17 protein-coding genes are annotated in these 19,023 nt (G+C 58.1%); 14 read left to right on the forward strand and 3 right to left on the reverse strand.

What is annotated here, in order from left to right; genetic code table 11:
- Window positions 1-14: 14 nt before the first annotated feature.
- The 5 genes from coaE (at window position 15) to ABRP98_RS05155 (ending at window position 4,316) form a co-directional block, all read left to right on the forward strand.
- Window positions 15-617 (forward strand): dephospho-CoA kinase, encoded by a 603-nt coding sequence (gene coaE / locus ABRP98_RS05135; protein WP_284644326.1) that lies wholly within the window; start codon window positions 15-17, stop codon window positions 615-617.
- Between the two features lie 75 nt (window positions 618-692).
- Window positions 693-1,055 carry a DUF4259 domain-containing protein gene (locus ABRP98_RS05140; RefSeq protein ID WP_284770502.1) on the forward strand — a complete coding sequence of 121 codons (363 nt, stop codon included), beginning with the start codon at window positions 693-695 and terminating at the stop codon, window positions 1,053-1,055.
- 39 nt (window positions 1,056-1,094) lie between these two features.
- Window positions 1,095-3,188 (forward strand): excinuclease ABC subunit UvrB, encoded by a 2,094-nt coding sequence (gene uvrB, locus ABRP98_RS05145; protein ID WP_284770501.1) that lies wholly within the window; start codon window positions 1,095-1,097, stop codon window positions 3,186-3,188.
- A gap of 151 nt (window positions 3,189-3,339) precedes the next feature.
- A complete protein-coding gene (locus ABRP98_RS05150; RefSeq protein WP_023026527.1) occupies window positions 3,340-3,792 on the forward strand; it encodes a universal stress protein in 453 nt (150 codons plus the stop codon).
- An 83-nt stretch (window positions 3,793-3,875) separates the two neighbouring features.
- A complete protein-coding gene (locus tag ABRP98_RS05155) occupies window positions 3,876-4,316 on the forward strand; it encodes a universal stress protein (protein WP_023026529.1) in 441 nt (146 codons plus the stop codon).
- An 89-nt stretch (window positions 4,317-4,405) separates the two neighbouring features.
- On the opposite strand, the gene ABRP98_RS05160 is transcribed toward ABRP98_RS05155, so the two are convergent.
- The 3 genes from ABRP98_RS05160 to ABRP98_RS05170 form a co-directional block, all read right to left on the reverse strand.
- Complete coding sequence (locus ABRP98_RS05160; RefSeq protein ID WP_349857872.1) at window positions 4,406-6,664, reverse strand: HelD family protein; 2,259 nt, start codon at window positions 6,662-6,664, stop codon at window positions 4,406-4,408.
- A gap of 142 nt (window positions 6,665-6,806) precedes the next feature.
- The gene (locus tag ABRP98_RS05165; RefSeq protein ID WP_349857873.1) at window positions 6,807-7,823 is read right to left on the reverse strand and encodes a DoxX family protein; all 1,017 of its coding nucleotides are present in this window, start codon (window positions 7,821-7,823) and stop codon (window positions 6,807-6,809) included.
- Between the two features lie 77 nt (window positions 7,824-7,900).
- Window positions 7,901-8,503, reverse strand: coding sequence for an MBL fold metallo-hydrolase (locus tag ABRP98_RS05170; protein ID WP_349857875.1), 603 nt, complete (start codon window positions 8,501-8,503; stop codon window positions 7,901-7,903).
- Between the two features lie 64 nt (window positions 8,504-8,567).
- On the opposite strand from ABRP98_RS05170, the gene uvrA reads away from it, so the two are divergent.
- The 9 genes from uvrA (at window position 8,568) to pheT (ending at window position 18,975) form a co-directional block, all read left to right on the forward strand.
- Window positions 8,568-11,408: an excinuclease ABC subunit UvrA gene (gene uvrA / locus ABRP98_RS05175; protein WP_349857876.1), complete on the forward strand. Its 2,841-nt coding sequence runs from the start codon at window positions 8,568-8,570 to the stop codon at window positions 11,406-11,408.
- Window positions 11,409-11,491: 83 nt separating this feature from the next.
- Window positions 11,492-12,328: a serine hydrolase gene (locus ABRP98_RS05180; RefSeq protein ID WP_349857878.1), complete on the forward strand. Its 837-nt coding sequence runs from the start codon at window positions 11,492-11,494 to the stop codon at window positions 12,326-12,328.
- Window positions 12,329-12,599: 271 nt separating this feature from the next.
- Window positions 12,600-13,121, forward strand: coding sequence for a translation initiation factor IF-3 (gene infC / locus ABRP98_RS05185; RefSeq protein WP_081443661.1), 522 nt, complete (start codon window positions 12,600-12,602; stop codon window positions 13,119-13,121).
- Between the two features lie 36 nt (window positions 13,122-13,157).
- Window positions 13,158-13,352 carry a 50S ribosomal protein L35 gene (rpmI, locus tag ABRP98_RS05190; protein WP_239269865.1) on the forward strand — a complete coding sequence of 65 codons (195 nt, stop codon included), beginning with the start codon at window positions 13,158-13,160 and terminating at the stop codon, window positions 13,350-13,352.
- A 56-nt stretch (window positions 13,353-13,408) separates the two neighbouring features.
- On the forward strand, window positions 13,409-13,792 hold the full coding sequence (gene rplT / locus ABRP98_RS05195; protein WP_023017886.1) for a 50S ribosomal protein L20: 384 nt from the start codon (window positions 13,409-13,411) through the stop codon (window positions 13,790-13,792).
- 165 nt (window positions 13,793-13,957) lie between these two features.
- On the forward strand, window positions 13,958-14,368 hold the full coding sequence (locus tag ABRP98_RS05200; RefSeq protein WP_349857880.1) for a TM2 domain-containing protein: 411 nt from the start codon (window positions 13,958-13,960) through the stop codon (window positions 14,366-14,368).
- Between the two features lie 93 nt (window positions 14,369-14,461).
- The gene (locus ABRP98_RS05205; RefSeq protein ID WP_349857882.1) at window positions 14,462-15,268 is read left to right on the forward strand and encodes a TrmH family RNA methyltransferase; all 807 of its coding nucleotides are present in this window, start codon (window positions 14,462-14,464) and stop codon (window positions 15,266-15,268) included.
- A gap of 120 nt (window positions 15,269-15,388) precedes the next feature.
- Window positions 15,389-16,435, forward strand: a complete 1,047-nt coding sequence (gene pheS / locus ABRP98_RS05210; protein ID WP_023031140.1) for a phenylalanine--tRNA ligase subunit alpha — start codon at window positions 15,389-15,391, stop codon at window positions 16,433-16,435.
- Between the two features lie 23 nt (window positions 16,436-16,458).
- A complete protein-coding gene (gene pheT, locus ABRP98_RS05215) occupies window positions 16,459-18,975 on the forward strand; it encodes a phenylalanine--tRNA ligase subunit beta (protein WP_349857884.1) in 2,517 nt (838 codons plus the stop codon).
- The last annotated feature ends 48 nt before the right edge of the window (window positions 18,976-19,023 follow it).

A 19,023-nucleotide genomic window follows, 5' to 3' on the forward strand; every position in this document is an offset into this window, starting at 1 on the left:
TACCCTGGTATCTTATGAAGCTAATCGGATTAACCGGGGGAATCGGCAGCGGAAAATCTACGGTAGCGAAGCTGTGCGCCCAGCGCGGCTGGCGGGTCGTGGACGCAGATCGCATTGCCCGGGACATCGTCAAGCCTGGCCAACCGGCATTGGCCGAGCTGGCGGAGAAATTCGGCGAGGACATCCTGCAGGAAGACGGCAGCCTCGACCGCAAGGAACTCGCCCGCCGGGCTTTCGTGGACAAGGAGCACACCGAGCTTCTTAATTCGATTACGCACCCGCGCATCCAAGAAGAGACCCAGCGACAATTTGCCGCCGCGCGCGAAGAAGGCGTTGATTTTACGGTCTATGACATGCCGCTGCTGGTGGATAATGGGCTCGACGGGGATATGGATTTTGTCATCGTCGTTGACGTGGATCCAGAAGAGAGGGTGCGTCGTCTCGTGGAGTTCCGCGGACTCGATGAAGCAGACGCGCGCAAAAGGATTAACGCCCAGATTTCTGATGAGAAGCGGCTCGCGGCAGCAAGCCATGTCATTGACAATAACGGCACGCAGGAACAATTGGCCGAGCGCGCCGCAGCAGTCTGCGATGAAATCGAAGCGGCGTCTTCTTAAGCTTAACCTTTTGGGTAAGTAGCGTTAACGTATTTTCCTATTAACGTTTACTTTTGGCCCCTAGACTATTTGAGCGTGGGAACTTGGGGCACTGGACCATTCGATAATCACGCGGCGCGAGACATACTCGATAGCCTGCGGGATGGTTCTTTTGATCTCCGGCACTTTCAGCGCTCGTGCGGCACTGGAGTCCTCGATTCCGATGAAGCCGAAGCGGTCATCGCATTGGGTGCGCTGACGAAGCTGCCTGCCGATGGCCTGCCAGACGGCGTAGCCCCTCGGGATTTGGCGTCCCTATATACCCCGCAATCTAAGGCGTGGCTGCGCCGGCGCATCAACCAAGCGATGCGCTCTGATTCCTCGTCGGTTTACGCGCTATGGGAACCGACAGGGGAGCTCGACCAGTGGCTACACACCGCCCAGGCCGCGCTTCCGTGAAATGGCTAGCAGGAGCGTATAAGCAGTAGAATAGCGGGCATGGCTTTTGCTGCTGAACATCCCCTTATTCCAAATTCTGAACACCGCGTCGTCGGTGAGGTAGAACGCACCCCCGGCAAGTTTCAAGTCGTTTCTGAATATGAACCCGCCGGTGACCAGCCTGCGGCCATCAAGGAACTTGATGAGCGCCTCAACCGCGACGAGCGCGACGTGGTGCTTATGGGTGCCACCGGTACTGGTAAATCCGCGACGGCCGCGTGGCTGATTGAAAAACAGCAGCGGCCCACGCTAGTGATGGCTCCCAATAAAACCTTGGCCGCACAGTTGGCCAATGAGCTGCGCCAATTATTGCCCAATAACGCGGTGGAATATTTCGTCTCTTATTACGATTACTACCAGCCAGAAGCCTATATCGCGCAGACCGATACTTATATTGAAAAAGACTCCTCCATCAATGAGGATGTAGAGCGCCTGCGCCACTCGGCCACCTCTGGACTGCTCTCGCGGCGCGATGTTGTGGTGGTCTCTTCGGTCTCGTGCATCTACGGCCTTGGTACCCCGCAATCCTATTTGGATCGCTCGGTCATTATTGCCGTTGATGAGGAACTCGATAGGGACCGTTTCCTCCGGCTCTTGGTGGATATCCAATATGAGCGCAACGATGTGGGCTTTACCCGCGGTACCTTCCGCGTCAAGGGCGATACGGTCGATATCATTCCGGCATATGAGGAACGCGCGGTGCGCATCGAGTTTTTCGGCGATGATATTGATTCGCTGTACTATATCCACCCGGTAACCGGTGACGTTATCGAGCAGGTCGATGAAGTGCGCATTTTCCCCGCCACGCACTATGTGGCCGGCCCAGAGCGCATGGAAAAGGCCGTGGCCGATATCAAGGAAGAATTGGCTGAGCGCCTAGAAGATCTAGAAAACCGGGGCAAACTCTTGGAAGCGCAGCGGCTGCGCATGCGCACGGAATATGACCTAGAGATGATCGAGCAGGTGGGATTTTGTTCCGGCATTGAGAACTACTCCCGCCACGTGGATGGCCGCCCGGCAGGGTCTGCGCCAGCTACGCTCTTGGACTATTTCCCGGAGGACTTTCTTACCATCATCGATGAGTCCCACGTGACCGTGCCGCAGATTGGTGGCATGTACGAAGGCGATATGTCGCGCAAGCGAAACCTGGTGGAATTCGGCTTCCGCCTTCCCTCCGCGGTGGACAACCGGCCACTGACCTTCGACGAGTTTGAGGAGCGCGTCGGCCAGACCGTCTACATGTCTGCTACGCCGGGTGATTTCGAAATGACCTCCTCCGGCGGCGAGTTTGTCGAGCAGGTCATTCGCCCGACCGGTCTGGTTGATCCTAAGGTGACGGTGAAGCCCACCAAGGGCCAGATCGACGACCTCATTGATGAGGTCCGTGGTCGCATTGCCTCTCAGGAGCGCGTATTGGTTACCACCTTGACCAAGCGTATGGCAGAAGACCTGACGGATTATCTCTTGGAGCAGGGGATTAAGGTCCGCTACCTGCACTCGGATATCGATACGCTGCAGCGCGTGGAACTCCTGCGTCAATTGCGCCAGGGTGAATTCGACGTGCTCGTGGGCATTAACCTCTTGCGCGAGGGTTTGGACTTGCCCGAGGTCTCGCTTGTGGCCATCCTCGATGCGGATAAGGAGGGCTTCTTGCGCTCGACGACGTCGCTCATTCAGACCATTGGCCGCGCTGCGCGTAACGTATCGGGCGAGGTCATCATGTATGCGGATAAAATCACAGACTCGATGCAGGAAGCCATCGATGAAACTGAGCGCCGCCGCGAGAAGCAGATTGCCTATAACAAGGAACACGGCGTGGATCCGCAGCCTTTGCGCAAGAAGATCGCCGATATTTTGGATCAGGTCTACGAAAACAATGGGGAAGAGGTAGCCGAGTCGGATCCTTCGGCGGTGGTGGAAAAGCGCGATGTCTCCAGCATGGCTACCGATGAGGTTGAGGCTCTCATTAATGACCTGCAGGCACAGATGGGCGCCGCAGCGCGCGAGCTGAAATTCGAACTGGCCGGGCGGCTGCGCGATGAGATTGCGGATTTGAAGAAGGAATTGCGCGGCCTGAAAGACGCTGGAATCTAGCAGCACGCGCAGGGGCCCAATAACGCTTTCCCCCTAAAAGTGCGCACTCCTGCAACCTTGGGCTTATTGATTCAGCGTCCTGACTATACTGGGGGCGACTTAATAAGCCGGTTCAATGTGCCGACCTAGTTATTCACCAGCAAGGAGAATCATGCTTACGTATCACACCATCGCCGTCGGTACCGATGGCTCCGAAACTTCCCTGCGCGCAGTGCGTTCGGCGGCATCAATGGCACGGGCATATGACGCCAAGCTCATCATCGTCTCCGCAGCCTATAATCATTCAGGCTCCATGCTCGGTGCCCCCAGCGGGGAAGGATCCCGGCTACCGGTGGTCAGCGAGGAAATGGCGAATACTTACCTCACGAATGCGCAGCGGATTGCAGAGTCCGAAGGCGCGGAAAATATTGAGGTGGTCACTACCCCCGGTGACCCTGTCAACGCCTTAATTGAGGTTACGGAGAAATACGACGTTGAGCTCTTGGTCGTGGGCAATCGCGGCGTTAATTCCGTGCGCGGACGCGTTTTCGGTTCAGTGCCTACTGAACTTACCCATAAATCCAAGGTGGATGTCGTGGTGGTCAACACGAGTGAAAAACGTTAATCATTTTTCATTGTTACACTTGCAGTAACGCCAAGTTGGCACACTAGAATAGATAGGGTACACACCCACAAAGAAAGGTCATCATGAGCGACTACAGCACGATTGTTGTCGGTACTGACGGTTCCAAGTCCTCCCTCCTCGCCGTGGAGCGAGCAGCCAAGATTGCCGCTGCATTCGATGCCACGCTGATCGTCGGTTGTGCTTACTACGAGAATCAAGAGCAGGCCTCGAAGACCTTGCGCCAGGATTCCGTCACTATTCTCGGTGATGAGAAGGCTGAAGCTAACCTGCAGGCGGGTAGGGAAGAAGCGGAAAAGCACGGGGTTTCCAAAGTGGAAACCGCAGTCCGCCCTGGCACGCCGGTACAAGCCCTCATGTCCATTGTCAACGACAATGATGCAGACCTGCTCATCGTTGGTAACCGCGGTATTAATTCCCTGACCGGCCGTTTGCTTGGCTCGGTGCCGGCTGATGTGGCGCGCCAGTCCGATTGTGACGTCATGATTGTTCACACCGTCAATTAACCTAGGCTTTCGCCTGACCGGCTTTCGCCTTACCCACCGCAGCGAGTCCTTCTCTGGATTCGCCCGGTGGGTTTTGTGATCCCAGTGGGCTAGAGCACGCCGGACGTATCTCCCACTAGGGTCAGCGTTTGCGTGGCCCGGGTGATGCAGACGTACAGGTTCTGCAGTCCCTGCGGGGAGGCATCGACAATCTCGCGCGGGTTAAGCACGATTACGTGGTCGAACTCGAGGCCCTTGACGGATTCGGCGTTCGTGGCGTCAATGATTGCGGTCAGGCGCCCATCGTCCTCGGTGGTGACGCCGGGGCTGAAGTCGGCATCGTCAAGCCGACGCACCGGCACACCATCGCGAATAGCAATGGCAGGGGTGGCATCCGGATTAATGGAGGCCAATAGGCCATTAGCAAGCTCGGTAATGGGCTCAGGTGTGCGGTAGTTGACGGTAAGGAGGTGGTGGCGGAAGCGCTGGGCGATGAACGGCTCCAAGGCCTCGCCCCAGTCATCCACGCCCGCCGGGGAACCGGTCTGCGAGGTATCGCCCACCAGCGTCATCCACCGCGACGGGCAGCGGCGGAAGAGGATCCGCCATTCCATCGGGGTAAGTTCCTGCGCTTCGTCCACGATGATGTGGCCAAAGGCCCACGTGTGATCCTCCCGGGCACGCTGCGCAGTGGTGCGCGTATCCCGCACCTCTTGGCGCTGCGCTAGGGTTTCCGCGTCGATCACGTCGTGCGCCGAGAGAATTTCCGCCTCAAACATGTCATCGTCGTTATCGGTGGATTCAGAAGATGACAGGATATCCAACGCATCTTCTGCATCCGCGATCTGCTCGCGCCACTCGGCGTCTTTGGCCGCCTTCTTCTCCTCAGGACTGGGCAGCCCGATGAGGACGGCCAACTCATCCAATAGGGCAGCATCGGAATCGGTCCAACCGTAGCCATCTGCGCGGTACAAGGCGGCTTGGGTCTCCTCATCGTAGCCACGGGCAGCTGAGGCAATGAGCTCGCGGGACGACAACAAGGCGGCGAGGACCTCAGAGGGATCAAGCTGGGGCCAAAAATCATCGATGCAGCTGACCACGGACTCATCAATGGCAAGATCGTCGTGGAATTGGTCCACATCCGCGCGGCTTAAGAGGTTTTCCCCGCCCAGCGGATCGGTGCCAACCTTGGTGGCCATCTCCTGTGCCAGGTCCTCCACGAAGTGCTCGATGAATGCCTCGCGCGCCTGGTTATGCGGCTTGCGTGAGCGGCGGGCGCGGGTGCGCGCCTTCTTCACCATGGATGGAGTGATGGTCAGGGTCAGGCCATCCACGGTGATGTCCCGAGCCTCATTCGGCACCTGCTGATAATCCTTGACTGCAGCGCTCAGGATTTCCGCCATGGCCTCGCTGCCTTTGATTTCGCGGCCCACAAGACCCTCGGTATGGGTGGGTGTAATGCCGGGGAATAGCCCACCGATGGTGGAGAGCACGACGCCGGTTTCACCGAGTTCTGGCAGGACGCGGGAAATATAGTCCAAAAAATTAGTATTGGGTCCAACGATGAGTACACCGGTGGAAGATAGCAGTTCGCGGTGGGTATAGAGCAGGTAGGCAACGCGGTGCAGCGCGACGGCAGTCTTGCCGGTGCCGGGACCGCCTTCTACCACCATCACGCCGCGGGTATTATCCCGGATGATTTCGTCCTGCTCGCGCTGAATGGTTTCCACGATGGACGTCATGTGTCCCGTGCGGGCGCGTTGCATGGCAAAGTACAGGGCAGACTCGCTCGCCACGCCCGCTTCCTCCTCGCGCACGCCTGGGCCGTTTAATGCCTCGTCATTGACATCAGTGACCGTGCGGCCGGACATGCGGATCTGGCGGCGCGTGTGCACACCCTCTGGCTGGGCCGTGGTGGCGAGGTAAAAGGGGCGGGCCATGGGCGCGCGCCAATCCAGAAGCAGGGTGCGGTAGTTTTCTTCGCGAGCATCCAAACCCATGCGGCCGATATAGCGGCGGTCTAGTCCCTCATCAGTTGGGTTATCGCCGGGGGCATCGATATCGATACGGCCGAAGACGAGCCCCATCTGCGCGACGTTGAGGCGGTCCAATTTGGCCTGCAGGCCGTGGTATTCCGTTTCGCGGCGCACTAAGGCATCGGCATCGGGGGTCGCCGGGTCGACCTCGGCCTGGACCTCATTCAGGCGCGCGTTTGCCGTGGCTACCTCGTCATCGAGGCGGTCAAAGAGGCCATCGACATAGTTCTGCTCGGCTTCGATGGCTGAAATTCCAGCGTTATCCGCGCGGCTGGATGAAGATGCAGCGGCGGGAGAATGAGTGGCTGGAGAATTCTTCGGTGCAGAGTTCACAAGACTCCTCAGAATGAAACACGAAAATATGGGTGGACACGCATTCGCGTGCCGCGTAGGGGAGGTTCGAGTTTAGACCTTGCCGTGACAAAGAACAACGGCCCAGCGTAAGGGCTGGGCCGTGTGCGAGGGATAAGGCGAATTACTTAGCGCGCTTTTCAATCTTCTTGATAGCGGCTTCGATCTTCTTATTAGCCTTCTTTTGCAGCTTATCTGCCTGCTTGGAAGCCTTCTTAGCAGCGCGCTTGGAGTCTGCCTTGTCGAGCTTCGATGCAGCATCATCGGCGCGCTTCTGTGCCTTGTTCGCGGCCTTGACGGCACCCTTGCGGGCGGTCTTAGCGTTGGACTCAGCGGACTTCAGCCAGTCCTTCTTGTTGTCATCAACGTAGGACTTGGCGCTATCGACGGAGTCCTCGATGAAGGACTTTGCGTTGTCCAAGAAGTCGCGGCCGGAATCCTGCCAGTCATCCTTGTTGTCATCGACGTAGTCCTTGGCGTCATCGACATAGGACTTGGCGGTATCCAGGAGGCCGCGACCGGTGGACTGCCAGTCATCCTTGTTGTCATCCACATAGGCCTGAGCCTTCTGGGAGGTCTCATTGAACCAGTCGCCGGCCTTATTGGACAGCTCGCTGGCGCAAGCGGAAAGCTCCTCGCGCTTTTCCTGAGACTCAGACTTGGTGGGCAGCGCCTGCTGAATCTTCTTATTGGTGCGCTCACCGGCCTTCTGTGCGCGCCAGCGCAGGGAAGGCTTGCCTTCGGTGTCCTGGGTGGTGATAAAGAGTGCGCCGAGCAGGGCGGTGTTGGTAATGAAGCCGTTGCGACGGTCTTCCTTGTCCTTCTTATTATCTGCGGCCCAGAAGTTATTCTTGCCCACCAAGTTGGGCAGGGTAGCGGCAGCCAGCACGGCTGCGGAGGTGCGTGGTGCCTTGCCCAGAGCCAAGGTGGTACCTGCACCGATCTTTGCGCCGCCGAGGGCGCGGGTAGCTAGTTCCGGATCATTGGGAATCAGGTTCTTGTAACCGGAGGGGACGAACTTGCGCAGGGTCTTGAGGAAGCCTTCGGTTTCCTTGGTGTGCTCCGAGGCATTGCGCAGGTCGTCTACACCTTCCCATACAAATACCGATGCCAGCATGGGGCGGGCAAACTTGCGAATCATAGTCCTTTAAGCTCCTTAGCTCGTTGTTCTAGACCAATCGTGTGATTGACCATTATACGCTGAAATAGCCGCCTAGATCACCAACGGCGCTCCCACCAATCACCCAACTTGGGGCGTTCTTCCCCCAAGGTGGTGGGCTTGCCATGACCCGGGCGGATGATGGCGTTATCTGGGAACTCCTCGAAGACGCGCTTGGTGACGTCCTTATATAGCCGCACAAAGTCGCCTTCAGAGGTCGTTCGACCCAAGCCACCGGGGAATACGGAATCTCCCACAAAGAGGTTCGTGACACCGTCAACGGTGGCCACTAGCGCGACGCCGCCGGGGGTATGGCCGCGCAGGATGATGATCGGCAATTTCATGCCGGCAAACTCGATGGAATCGCCCTCGCGCAGCTCAACGTCCACGTCTTCCGGAATGGCGGGCGAATCAATAAAGGAGGCGTAGTGTTTTGCGTTGGTGGCCTCCAAAACCTCGCCGAGAGCCCGCACGTGATCCCAGTGGCGGTGCGTGGTGAGAACAGCGGTGATGTCAACGCCTGCCTCGCGCGCCATGTCGAGGATGGCGGGGGCGTTATCGGCGGCATCGACAAGCAAGCCTTGATCGCCGGCGGTGAGCAGGTAGCAGTTATTATCCATCTCCGAAACGGAGATTTGGTGAAGATGTAGCTCGTTAGTCATACGTTCCAGCTTACGGGTACATTCAAGGGGAGATTAAAATCTATGATGTGGAGGCTGGAGCGCAGTGGCAGAACGATTGATTGTGCGAGGCGCACGGGAACACAATCTCAAGGGCGTGGATATCGATATTCCGCGCGATAAAATGGTGGTTTTTACTGGGCTTTCGGGCTCCGGTAAGTCCTCGCTGGCCTTCGATACCATCTTCGCGGAGGGCCAACGCCGCTACGTGGAATCGTTGAGCTCTTATGCCCGGATGTTTTTGGGCCAGATGGATAAACCCAACGTGGAATACATCGGTGGCTTATCGCCGGCGGTGTCCATCGATCAGAAATCCACGAACCACAACCCGCGCTCTACCGTGGGCACGATTACGGAAATTTACGATTACCTCCGCCTGCTCTTCTCACGCGCTGGCACTCCGCACTGCCCCAAGTGCGATGCCGTTATCGAGCGCCAGACGCCGCAGCAGATCGTTGATGCAGTACTGGAGCAGGAAGAAAAGCTGAAGTTCCAGGTGCTCGCCCCGGTAGCGCGCAAGCGCAAGGGCGAGTTTGTTGACCTTTTCCAAGATCTTTCGGCGCAGGGCTACTCCCGCGTGCGTGTGGATGGTGAGACCCACCAATTAAGCGATCCGCCGAAGCTGAAGAAGCAGGTTAAGCACACCATTGAGGTGGTAGTGGACCGGTTGCAGGTCAAAGCCTCCCAGAAGCAGCGCTTGACCGATTCCGTGGAAACAGCTTTGCGGCTTGCCGATGGCCTCGTCACCATCGAGTTCGTTGATAAAGAGGAACTCACGCATACCTATTCTGAAAAGGCGGCCTGCCCCAATGGCCATGCGCTGACCATCGAGGAGTACGAGCCGCGTGCGTTTTCCTTTAACGCGCCCTTTGGCTCCTGTCCGGTTTGTGATGGCTTGGGCACCAAGCTCGAAGTGGATGTGGACCTGCTCATTCCGGATCCGGATGCCCCAGCCGTCGATGCCGTGCAGCCGTGGCATTCCAGCCCGAACTCGCGGTACTTTGTCAAGCTCGTGGAAGGGCTGGGCAAGGCCATGGGCTTTGATCCGCAGACCCCCGTCAGCGAGCTGACGAAGGAGCAGCGCGATGCGTTGATTTACGGCACCGAAACCGAGGTGCGGGTGCGCTATAAGAACCGCTATGGCCGCCAGCGCAATTGGACCGCGCCCTTTGAGGGCGCAGTAGGCTTCCTGCACCGCAAATTGGATACCACGGATTCGCAGTCCCAAAAGGATCGCCTGCTGCAATACACCCGCCGGGTGCCGTGTAGCACGTGTAAGGGAACGCGCCTGAAGCCAGAAATCCTCGCCGTGCGCTTGGCGTCGACCTCGCATGGTGAACAGTCCATCGCGGGGCTAAGCGCCCTGTCCATCGAGGAGGCCTCAGAGTTTTTGGATTCGCTCGTCTTGGGGCACCGTGAGGAAATTATCGCGGGAGCGGTGCTGAAGGAAACCCAGGCCCGCCTGCGCTTCTTATTGGACGTTGGGCTTAACTACCTCACCCTGGACCGCGGTGCTTCGACCCTGTCCGGCGGCGAGGCCCAGCGTATTCGCCTGGCCACCCAGATTGGATCCGGGCTGGCTGGAGTGCTCTACGTCTTGGACGAGCCGTCTATCGGTTTGCACCAGCGCGATAATCACCGCCTGATCTCAACCCTGCAGCGCCTGCGCGATATTGGCAATACGCTCATCGTGGTCGAACACGATGAAGACACCATCCGCTCGTCCGATTGGCTGGTGGATGTGGGCCCGCGCGCCGGTGAATACGGCGGAGAAGTGGTTTACCAAGGCGAGCCCGCCGGCGTGGAGAAGGTAGAGGAGTCCTTAACGGGGCAGTACCTGTCCGGTTCCAAGGTGCTGGCTGTTCCTGATCACCGCCGCGAGATTGATAAAGACCGCACCCTGAAGGTAGTCGGCGCACGGGAAAATAACCTAAAGGGAATTAATGTCGAGATTCCGCTCGGCGTGCTGGTCTGCATTACCGGTGTATCAGGCTCCGGCAAGTCCACCGTGGTTAATGAAATCCTGGCCAAGACCCTGGCCAATAACTTGAACCGCGCCCGACAGGTTCCTGGGCGTGCCAAGCGTGTGGAGGGCATCGAGCACCTAGATAAGTTGGTGCAGGTGGATCAAAGCCCGATTGGCCGCACACCGCGTTCCAACGCGGCTACCTATACCGGCGTCTTTGATAAGATTCGCAATCTTTTTGCGGAGACCCAAGAGGCAAAGGTGCGCGGCTACAAGGCCGGGCGATTTTCCTTCAACGTCAAAGGTGGACGCTGCGAGGCCTGCCAGGGCGATGGCACCATCAAGATCGAGATGAACTTCCTGCCGGATGTCTATGTCCCGTGTGAGGTCTGCGAGGGCGCGCGCTATAACCGCGAAACCCTGGAGGTCCACTACAAGGGCAAAAACATCGCGGAAGTGCTGGATATGCCCATCTCAGAGGCAGCGGACTTCTTTGAGCCCATTACGTCCATCCACCGCTACTTGGCCACGCTTGTCGATGTCGGCTTGGGTTACGTCCGCCTCGGCCAAGCCGCCACCACGTTGTCCGGCGGTGAGGCCCAGCGCGTGAAGCTTGCCTCGGAGCTACAAAAGCGCACCAATGGCCGCACCATCTATATCCTGGATGAGCCGACGACCGGTCTGCACTTTGAGGATATTCGCCGGTTAATGCTGGTGATTCAAGGCTTGGTAGATAAGGGTAATTCCGTGCTTATCATTGAGCACAACCTCGATGTCATCAAGGCTGCAGACTGGATTGTGGATATGGGCCCAGAAGGTGGTGCCGGTGGCGGCACCGTGGTCGCGCAGGGTACTCCGGAAAAAGTCGCACAGGTAGAAGGTTCCTATACTGGCGGCTACCTCAAGGAAATGTTGCCCTAAAAACTAAGGAGATAGTTTCTGCGAAAAATTGTCCCTTTTCTAAAACATGGGCTAGTCTGTGAGGAATGAATCTACGGCGGAGAATGGGAGCGATACTCGCGACGGTATCGCTTGCTGCCGTGGCGGCGTGCTCGTCCCCCGAGCAGGCGGCGGATACGGCGGGGGAAGGGGCATCGGCAAGCGTGAGCGCTAAAGCCGATGCGGCGCTCACCAAAGATCTGGGGCGCGCCGTTGAGTCGTTGTCCAAGGACTATGACGCCCATGTCGGAGTGGCTATCTCCGCCGGCGAAGAAAAAATTTCTGCGGGAGACACAGGCGATGGACCGGCTTGGTCCACCATCAAAGTGCCCATTGCCATTACGGCGCTGCAAGACGGCGCCGATCTGTCCTTGGCGGATCTGGCCATCAAAGAATCCGATAATGATGCCGCGTACGCATTGTGGTCGCAGGTGCAGTGGGAAGAAGGCGTGGCCTCGGAGGCGGTGGAAAAGCTCTTGCGTGAGCACGACTCGAAGGCCTCCATTGAAGCTGACGCTTTTGGCTACTCCACCTGGCCATTGCAGGAGCAGGCGAATTTCGGCGCGCAATTGCCCTGCATCAAGGAAGCCGAATACGTCCATGAGGTATTAAATGACATTGTGGAATGGCAAAGCGTTGGCCTATCCAAACATGCAAGCACCCGGGCAAAGAGCGGCTGGGGGCTCGATGAAAATAGCGATGACTACACATTCCGCCAATTCGGCGTGCATGAAAAGGACGGCAAAAGGGTAGGAGTAGCCCTAAGTGTCATCGTCGAAGGCGAGGATTATGAAAGTGGCTCCGCCGCGATCGATGATCTTGCCGATGACGTCCTCAAGGTCATCGACAAAGCCATTGAGGATGGGAAACTAGAGCCCGATTCCACCTGCGAGGATGCCTAGTATTCTGCGGTTTGCTTTAAGTGGTAGCGGGCTGCTAGTGTCAAACCCACTACCGCCCAAGGTACCTTTTGCAGGAACCTGGGTCACAAGCGGAGATTCTCCCACCCGATGCCGCGAACTTAAAGTTCGTTGGATAACGGTAAAGGTAACCAGACGTTCGTGTCTGGCTCTGTGAGATCTCCCGGCTGTCTTTGGCAGACCGGGTTAGATTCGTTTGTGGTCCACGGTAGGTGAACTCATTACCCAAAACCCCTAATCGAGGAGAACCACAATCAGCGCTGAAGCTCGCATTAATGAGCGTATCCGAGTACCCGAGGTCCGTCTTGTCGGCCCCGGTGGTGAACAGGTGGGTATCGTCCGCACCGATGATGCCCGCAAGCTTGCCTATGAAGCTGACCTGGATTTGGTCGAGGTAGCTCCTAAGGCTAAGCCCCCAGTTGCCAAAATCATGGACTACGGCAAGTTCAAGTATGAGCAGGCCCAAAAGGCTCGCGAATCTCGTAAGAACCAGCAGCAGACCGTGGTGAAGGAACAGAAGTTCCGTCCGAAGATCGACGATCACGATTATGAGACCAAGAAGAGTAACGTAGTTCGCTTCCTGGAAAAGGGATCCAAGGTCAAGGTGACCATCATGTTCCGCGGCCGCGAGCAATCGCGACCGGAGCTGGGGTTCCGGCTTTTGGAGCGGTTGGCCGATGACGTCGCTGAGGTTGGCGTAGTTGAGTCCCGCCCCAAGCAGGATGGTCGCAATATGACCATGGTTTTGGGTCCGGTTCGTAAGGGCAAAAAGTAAACCATATTCCACGTAGGATTTAAGGACTTAATACTCATGAAGCAGAAGACCCACAAGGGCACCGCAAAGCGCATCAAGGTGACCGGTTCCGGCAAGCTGCGCCGCGAGCAGGCAAACCGCCGCCACTTGCTGGAGGGCAAGCCTTCCAAGCGCACCCGTCGCCTCAAGGGCACCGAGTCCGTCTCCCAGCCAGACACCAAGCGCGTCAAGCGCCTGCTCGGTCGCGCCTAAAAGCGCCCAATCAACCCACATCCACCATCTCAATCAGAATTTAAGGAAGTATTACTGTGGCACGAGTAAAGCGCTCAGTTAACGCAAAGAAGAAGCGTCGCGCGATCCTGAAGTCCGCCAAGGGTTACCGCGGCCAGCGTTCCCGCCTGTACCGTAAGGCCAAGGAACAGTGGCTGCACTCTATGACTTACGCTTACCGCGACCGTCGCGCGCGTAAGTCTGAGTTCCGTAAGCTGTGGATCCAGCGCATCAACGCTGCTGCCCGCATGAACGACATCACCTACAACCGCCTCATCCACGGCCTGCGCTTGGCTGAGATCGAGGTAGACCGCAAGATCCTCGCCGAGCTTGCCGTCAACGACTTCGAGGCTTTCTCCGCACTGTGCGAGACCGCCAAGGCTGCCCTGCCCGAGGACGTCAACGCACCGAAGGCTGCGTAAGTCTTCTCAGCTACATAGATGCTCGCCCACTCCGGCACTAATTGACTCGGTGCAGGGTGGGCTTCGTGCTGTCTTTATGCATAAAGCCCGCAAACAATCTGTTCGCTGTTTGTGCTAAATTTAATTGAGCTATAAATCCAGCCTTTGCAAGGAGACCGTCGCGACATGACGAGCCCGTGTAACCGCGAGCAACCAGAAGGCAACCCTGGTTCGAGCCAATTTTCTGGCCAGGATCGGCCGTATTACTCGCAGGAATTCCAATCCGGTGGTTACCCGCAGCAGGGCTATACTCAGCAACAATATGCGGCGGCAGGTAACCAAAGGTCCTGGGTAGCTGCGTTGCTTCTATGCTTCTTCTTGGGCAGTGTTGGAGCGCATAACTTCTACACTGGCCGCACAACTTATGCCATCGTGCAGTTGTCGCTGAATATCCTCGGCTGGTTTACCTTCTGGTTCCTATTGGGCTTCCTTTTCTGGACCGTTTTAGGAATCTGGGTGTTCATTGAGTTCTTCATGATTCTCCTTGGCGTGGGCGATTACGACAAGGACGCACGCGGAGTCCCGTTAAAGAAGTAAGTTTTTGCCATGGCCCTGCCGGATTTCTGGCAGGGCTTTGTCATGTCTGAGGCGTGAAACGAGCAGTTCAGCGCCCAAGGTAGGGTAGGGCCTATGAATTTAGACTTTGACTCCGCCTTTACTGAACGCACTCCGCGCATCGTCAACGCGGCGAAATTGCACCGGGCTGCTAATCGTAAGAAGGCCAAGCAGTTCATTATCGAGGGCGAAAATGCGGTGGATGCTGCGGTGTCTACGGGTGCGGCGACGGACGTATTCGTGACGGAGAAGGCTGCCGAGCGCTTTGCGGACATCGTTACGGCCTGTGGGTATATGGATGTCTACGTCCACCCCATTACGGACAAGGCCACCAAGCACCTGGCCGATACCGCGACGACGACGGGAATTTTCGCTCTGTGCAATTCCTCCGTCTTGTGGTCTGCGGGAAAGATCCTCAACGGGAAGCCGAAGTTGATTTCGGTACCGGTTCTTACCTCTGAGCCCGGAAACGCGGGGACGTTGATTAGGACTTCGGATGCGATGGGTGCCGATGGCGTGATTTTCGCGGGCGAGACCGTGGATCCCCTAGGCAGCAAGGTTGCCCGCGCTTCAGCCGGCTCCTTATTCCACGTCCCCGTCGCGCGCGATCCAAATATCAAGGACGTATTGGGGCAGCTGCGCAAGTCTGGCATGCAAATCGTCGCCACAGCCGCGGATGGGGAAGTAGAGCTTGCCGATGCCGACCTAACCCAACCCACCGCCTGGCTCTTCGGCAATGAGGCCCATGGGCTGGGCGAGTTGCTTGAAGAGGCCGATATGCGGGTACGCATCCCACTGCGGGGGCGCGCGGAGTCACTCAACCTTGCCACCGCGGCCAGCATCTGCTTGTACGAATCCGCCAAGGCGCAGGACCAGAACTAGGCCGCAATCGCGTAGCTCCGCGGTAGCGAATGAAAAGGGGGTCCCTGGGGCTGTCCGTGTCCTAATGACAGAGTAAGATTGCACGCGTTAGTTTTCGCGCGAGAAGAAGGTACGAAGTACGTGTCCGATACACCGCAGATCGAATTGACCGAACAGGCCCTCGGGGCCGCGGCCGATAAGGCTATCGCAGCCTTCGAAGCAGCAGAGACGCTAGAGGATCTCACCGCTGCCCGCCGCGAGCACTTAGGCGATAACGGGTATATCCCGCAAGCCCGCCAATCCCTCGGCCAAATACCTAAGGATCAACGCAAAGCCGCCGGTAAGGCCGTCAACATGGCCCGCGGCAAGATGGAAAAGCGTTTTGCGCAGGTCAAGGAGGAATTGGAGCAGCAGGCCCGCGAGGCCCAGCTCAAGGCCGAAACCGTCGACGTCACCATTCCTACGACCCGGGCGCAAACGGGTGCGCTGCACCCCATTACCTCCTTATCGGAGCGCATTGCCGATATTTTCGTTGGCATGGGGTGGGAAATCGCCGATGGCCCAGAGATTGAGGCCGAGTACTTTAATTTCGATGCCCTGAACTTCAAGCCGGATCACCCAGCGCGCACCCTGCAGGATACGTTCCACGTGGGCAAGGAAGGCTCCAAGCAGGTTCTGCGCACGCACACCTCGCCTGTGCAGGTGCGCACGATGCTCGAGCGCGATGTGCCGCTGTACATCGCCTGCCCAGGGCGCGTTTTCCGCACGGACGAGCTGGACGCCACCCACACCCCGGTCTTCCACCAGGTGGAGGGCCTAGCCGTGGATAAGGGCCTGACCATGGCTCATTTGCGCGGAACGCTCGAGCACCTAGCCAAGGTGCTCTTCGGACCCGAAACCACGACGCGCATGCGCGTGAATTACTTCCCGTTCACGGAGCCTTCCGCGGAGGTGGACGTCTGGTTCCCCAATAAAAAGGGCGGCGCCGGCTGGATCGAATGGGGCGGTTGCGGAATGGTCAACCCCAACGTGCTGCGCGCGGTAGGCGTTGACCCGGAAGAATACACGGGCTTCGCGTTCGGCATGGGCCTTGAGCGCACCCTGCAATTCCGCAATGGACTGACTGATATGCGCGACATGGTCGAAGGCGATGTCCGCTTCACCCTGCCCTTTGGCGTACAGGCTTAAAACCCAGAAAGGATAGATACATCATGCTTATTTCCCAAGACTGGGTTACCCGTATCCTTCGTGCCTCCAATCCGAATTGGAGCGTGTCCGCTGCCGATATGGACTCCGGTTTCGTCCGCGTGGGGTTTGAAACCGAAGGATATGAGCCGATCCCTGAGACCACTGGCCCATTGGTCATTGGCCAGGTCGTAGAAATCGAAGAGCTCACGCAGTTCAAAAAGCCCATCCGGTACTGCCAGGTCAACGTTGGCCAGGCAAATGGCACCGGTGAATTGCAGGGCATTATCTGCGGTGCGCGTAACTTCCGCTTGCACGATTACGTCGTAGTTTCCCTGCCCGGCGCAGAGCTGCCCGGTGGGTTCAAAATCGCGGCGCGCGAAACCTACGATCACATCTCCAATGGCATGATGTGCTCCGCTGCTGAGCTGGGCCTTGGCGCGCAGGCAAACGGTATCATCGTGCTGGGTGAGGAAGTCGCGGACATGGTAGGCGAAGATGCCCGTCCAGTCATCGGCCTGTCCGATACCGACTTTGACGTCAACATCACCCCGGACCGCGGATACGCGCTATCTGCGCGTGGCTTAAGCCGCGAAATCGCCTCTTCCTTTGACTTGGAGTTTAAGGACGTCGCCGATGATCCAGCGGTGGCCGGGATCGATACCTCTGCGGTTCCAGAGGCAGAAGGCTCGCTTATCAACATCGATCTGCGCGAGGAGACCAAGGCGCAGCGATTTGGCGTGCGCAAGGTAAGCGGCATCGATCCGCAGGCGCGCACCCCATTTTGGATGGAGCGCGAACTCATGCTGTGCGGCCAGCGCAGCGTCAATGTGGCAACGGACGTGACCAACTACGTCATGTTGCTTTTGGGCACCCCGATGCATGCCTTTGATGCCAATGAAGTCGCGGGCGATCTCACGGTGCGCAATGCACAAGAGGGCGAGAAGTTTGAGACCCTTGATCACGTCACGCGCGAGCTCTCTGGTGAGGACGTGGTCATCTGCGATGACAACGGCATCCAATCTTTGGCCGGTGTTATGGGCGGCACGCACTCAGAGATTTCTGATCAGACCACGGATGTCTACTTCGAATCCGCTATCTGGGATCCCATTACCGTCGCCCGTACCTCTCGCCGCCACAAGCTTTCCTCTGAGGCATCCCGCCGATTTGAGCGTGGCGTCGATCCAGCCATCGTTGAGGTGGCCCTTAATATTGCGTGCGCGCTATTGCACTCGATTGCGGGCGGAACGGTGGAAAAGGGACGTACCCTCGTCGGAGAGGTAGCCGAGCCCCAAGCCATTCGCTTGCGTGCGGAAAAGCCGAGTGAATACGCCGGCGTCGAATACTCCCGCGAGACCGTTATCTCTCGCCTTAAAGAGGTGGGCTGCACGGTCGAGGAAGGATCGGATTCGGTTCTGCAGGTCACGCCCGCGACGTGGCGGACCGATATTTCCATGGATGTTGACCTCATCGAGGAGGTCCTGCGCCTGGAAGGCCTGGAAGATATCCCCACCGTTCTGCCCACCCCGGCAGGCGGTCGCGGTTTGACCCCAGCGCAAAAACGCCGCCGCGCCATCGGCCACGGTTTGGCTTATGCCGGCTATGCAGAGGTTTTGCCCACGCCGTTTATCGCAAACGACACCTTTGATGTGTGGGGCCTTGCGGCTGACGATGCCCGCCGCAACACCGTCGCCGTGCAGAATCCCTTGGAATCTGACAAAGCCATCTTGGCCACGACCTTGCTTCCCGCAACGCTTGAGGCCTTGGGCCGCAATGTTGCTCGCGGCCGCAAAGATCTGGCGCTCTATGGCTTGCAGCAGGTGGCCTTCAAGCGCGCAGAATCCTCACCTATGCCGTCTGTTGCACAGCGTCCTGGCGATGAAGTGGTAGAAGAACTCCTGCGCACGCTTCCTGAACAGCCCTTGCACGTGGCAACCGTTGCAACCGGCAAGATGGAGCACGAGGGCCCGTGGGGCGAAGGCCGCGATTACACCTACGCGGACGCGATTGAATCCGCACGGCTGGTGGCCCGCGCCGCTGGCCTGGATATCGAGGTTGAAGCCGCGGACCACCTGCCATGGCACCCAGGCCGGTGCGCCGCCATCAAGGTGGCAGGAACAGATGAGATCGTGGGCTATGCCGGTGAATTGCATCCGCAGGTGCTCGAAGCCCTCAACCTGCCACCGCGCACGTGCGCGATGGAGCTTGATATCACCGCGCTGCCGCTGACCGAGCGCTTCCCAGCGCCGGTATTGTCGGCATTCCCAGCCTTGCATCAGGACATCGCGCTGGTGGTGGATGAAGATATTCCAGCGGAAAAGGTGCGCGCCACGGTGGAAGAGGGCGCAGGAGATCTCATCGAGTCGGTCGACCTGTTTGATATCTTCCGAGGTGAGCAATTAGGTGCGGGCAAGAAGTCCTTGGCCTTCCAGCTGCAATTCCGCGCTGCGGACCGTACCTTGACCGATGAGGAAGTCAACGAGCACCGCACGACGGCCGCCGAATTGGCCAAGCAGCGCTTCGGTGCAGAAATGCGAGCATAGGACGGGCCAGAAGCCTAGCCTTTTGCATTAAATGGCGAAGAACCAGAC

This window comes from Corynebacterium sp. KPL2838 (assembly GCF_040225455.1).
Lineage (GTDB): Bacteria > Actinomycetota > Actinomycetes > Mycobacteriales > Mycobacteriaceae > Corynebacterium > Corynebacterium rhinophilum.

What these genes read in the sequence shown, in the direction of transcription:
- ABRP98_RS05200 (WP_349857880.1), top strand. Translation starts at nt 13,958, where the DNA reads ATGACGAGCCCGTGTAACCGCGAGCAACCAGAAGGCAACCCTGGTTCG.
- ABRP98_RS05165 (WP_349857873.1), bottom strand. Translation starts at nt 7,823, where the DNA reads ATGATTCGCAAGTTTGCCCGCCCCATGCTGGCATCGGTATTTGTATGG.
- rpmI (WP_239269865.1), top strand. Translation starts at nt 13,158, where the DNA reads ATGAAGCAGAAGACCCACAAGGGCACCGCAAAGCGCATCAAGGTGACC.
- ABRP98_RS05170 (WP_349857875.1), bottom strand. Translation starts at nt 8,503, where the DNA reads ATGACTAACGAGCTACATCTTCACCAAATCTCCGTTTCGGAGATGGAT.
- uvrB (WP_284770501.1), top strand. Translation starts at nt 1,095, where the DNA reads ATGGCTTTTGCTGCTGAACATCCCCTTATTCCAAATTCTGAACACCGC.
- coaE (WP_284644326.1), top strand. Translation starts at nt 15, where the DNA reads ATGAAGCTAATCGGATTAACCGGGGGAATCGGCAGCGGAAAATCTACG.
- pheT (WP_349857884.1), top strand. Translation starts at nt 16,459, where the DNA reads ATGCTTATTTCCCAAGACTGGGTTACCCGTATCCTTCGTGCCTCCAAT.
- ABRP98_RS05180 (WP_349857878.1), top strand. Translation starts at nt 11,492, where the DNA reads ATGGGAGCGATACTCGCGACGGTATCGCTTGCTGCCGTGGCGGCGTGC.
- ABRP98_RS05150 (WP_023026527.1), top strand. Translation starts at nt 3,340, where the DNA reads ATGCTTACGTATCACACCATCGCCGTCGGTACCGATGGCTCCGAAACT.
- ABRP98_RS05155 (WP_023026529.1), top strand. Translation starts at nt 3,876, where the DNA reads ATGAGCGACTACAGCACGATTGTTGTCGGTACTGACGGTTCCAAGTCC.
- ABRP98_RS05205 (WP_349857882.1), top strand. Translation starts at nt 14,462, where the DNA reads ATGAATTTAGACTTTGACTCCGCCTTTACTGAACGCACTCCGCGCATC.